Genomic DNA, 2,180 nt, shown 5'->3' with positions numbered 1-2,180 from the left:
TGTCGACGACGGGTGAAAACTGACCCTTGATCGACGGGTGAAAACGGACCCCCCTGCTCGATCCTGTAGAGGGTGATGACAGTGGAGGACTGGGCTGAGATCCGTCGGCTGCACTCGGCGGAGGGGATGGCGATCAAGGCGATCGTGCGGCAGTTGGGGATCTCGCGGAACGCGGTGCGACGCGCTCTGGCCAGTGACTCGCCGCCGTCCTACTCGCGGCCGGCGAAGCGGTCGGTGGTCGACGCGGTCGAACCCCAGATCCGGGAGCTGCTGCGAGCGACACCGACGATGCCGGCCACGGTGATCGCGGAACGGATCGGGTGGGAGCACGGGTTGACCGTGCTCAAGGACCGGGTCCGGGAGCTGCGGCCGTACTACCTGCCGCCGGACCCGGCCAGCCGGACTGTCTATGACCCGGGGCATCGGGTGCAGTGCGATCTGTGGTTCCCGCCGGCGCCGGTGCCGTTGGGTGCCGGGCAGCACGGGTCGCCACCGGTGCTGGTGATGACGTCGGGGTACTCGAGGATGCGGTGGGCGGTGATGATCCCCTCGCGGACCGCACCGGACCTGATCGCTGGGCACTGGCAGCTGTTGTCGGCGATGGGCGCTGCGCCGCGGCAACTGGTGTGGGACAACGAGGGCGCTGTGGGTGGTTGGCGACGCGGGAAGCCGACCCTGAGCGAGGAGTTCGAGTCCTTCCGCGGCAGCCTGGGCATCGGGGTGCACCTGTGCCGGCCGCGGGATCCCGAAGCCAAGGGGCTGACCGAACGCAACAACGGCTACTTCGAGACCTCCTTCCTGCCGGGCCGAGAGTTCACCGGGCCAGGTGACTTCAACACCCAGCTCACCGAATGGCTGGCCCGGGCCAACGCTCGGCACTCGCGGCGGATCGGCTGTGCCCCGACGGCGCGCTGGACAGTGGACCGCGACGCGATGTTGGGGCTACCGCCGGCACCGCCGACGGTGGGGTGGCGCACCCGGGTCCGGCTACCGCGCGATCACTACGTCCGGGTGGCGTCCAATGACTACTCCGTCGACCCGTCGGTGGTGGGCAGGTTCGTCGAGGTGATCGCGGACCTCACGCACGTGACGATCACCTGCGCCGGCACGGTCGTGGGTCGCCATGACCGCTGCTGGGCCAGGCACCAGACCATGACCGACCCCGCGCACCGCGAGAAGGCACTCGACCTGGCGCACCACGCCAGAACGATCAGGGAACGACCGGCTGAGCCAGCCGGTGTGGTCGTCGAAGCGCGTGACCTGTCGGTCTACGACACGTTCTTCGGCACCCGTCCCACCGAGGCTGTCGACGCCGAAGAGGTCGCCTGATGGCCACCAAGACAACCAGCCGCGACACCGACAGCGAGCTGGCGTTCCTGACCCGGGCGCTGAAGGCCCCCACCCTGCGCGAGTCGATCCCGCGGCTGGCCGAACGGGCACGTGCGGAGTCCTGGACGCACGAGGAGTTCCTGGTCGCCTGCCTTCAACGCGAGGTGTCCGCACGGGAGTCCCACGGCGGTGAGGGCCGGATCCGGGCCGCCCGGTTCCCGGCCAGGAAGAGCCTGGAGGAGTTCGACTTCACCCACGCCCGAGGACTCAAACGGGACCTGATCGCGCACCTGGGCACCCTGGACTTCATCGCCGGCAAGCAGAACGTGGTCTTCCTCGGCCCACCCGGCACCGGCAAGACCCACCTGGCCACCGGGATCGCGATCCGCGCCTGCCAGGCCGGCCACCGGGTCCAGTTCGCCACCGCCGCCCAGTGGGTCGACCGGCTCGCCGAGCACCACGCCGCCGGACGGCTACAAGACGAGCTACGCCGCCTGGCCCGCTATCCCCTGCTGGTTATCGACGAGGTCGGCTACATCCCCTTCGAGCACGAGGCCGCCAACCTGTTCTTCCAACTCGTCTCTTCCCGCTACGAAAGGGCCAGCCTGATCGTCACGTCCAACAAGGAGTTCGGCCGCTGGGGCGAGGTCTTCGGCGACGACACCGTCGCCGCCGCGATGATCGACCGACTCGTCCACCACGCCGACGTCATCGCCCTGAAAGGCGACTCCTACCGACTCAAGAACCACAACCTGGGCCGCATCCCCACCGCGGTCGAGACCAAGTAACCAACCGCAGAGGGGTCCACTTTCAACCGACGCAAAGGGGTTCATTTTCGGCCGTCGTTGACA

At 68.6% G+C, this 2,180-nt stretch carries 2 protein-coding genes; both read left to right on the top strand.

What is annotated here, in order from left to right:
- The first annotated feature begins 72 nt into the window (after positions 1–72).
- The gene (istA, locus tag EUA06_RS22200; protein ID WP_422879782.1) at positions 73–1,329 is read left to right on the top strand and encodes an IS21 family transposase; all 1,257 of its coding nucleotides are present in this window, start codon (positions 73–75) and stop codon (positions 1,327–1,329) included.
- Entirely contained in the window at positions 1,329–2,117 is a 789-nt protein-coding gene (istB, locus tag EUA06_RS22195; protein WP_129479869.1) for an IS21-like element helper ATPase IstB, read from the top strand. The genes istA and istB overlap by 1 nt, the downstream gene beginning before the upstream one ends.
- The last annotated feature ends 63 nt before the right edge of the window (positions 2,118–2,180 follow it).

This window comes from Nocardioides glacieisoli (genome assembly GCF_004137245.1).
Lineage (GTDB): Bacteria > Actinomycetota > Actinomycetes > Propionibacteriales > Nocardioidaceae > Nocardioides > Nocardioides glacieisoli.
Note: the sequence above shows the minus strand (reverse complement) of the source record. Positions and strands in the feature narration are given on the sequence as shown.

What these genes read in the sequence shown, in the direction of transcription:
- istB (WP_129479869.1), top strand. Translation starts at nt 1,329, where the DNA reads ATGGCCACCAAGACAACCAGCCGCGACACCGACAGCGAGCTGGCGTTC.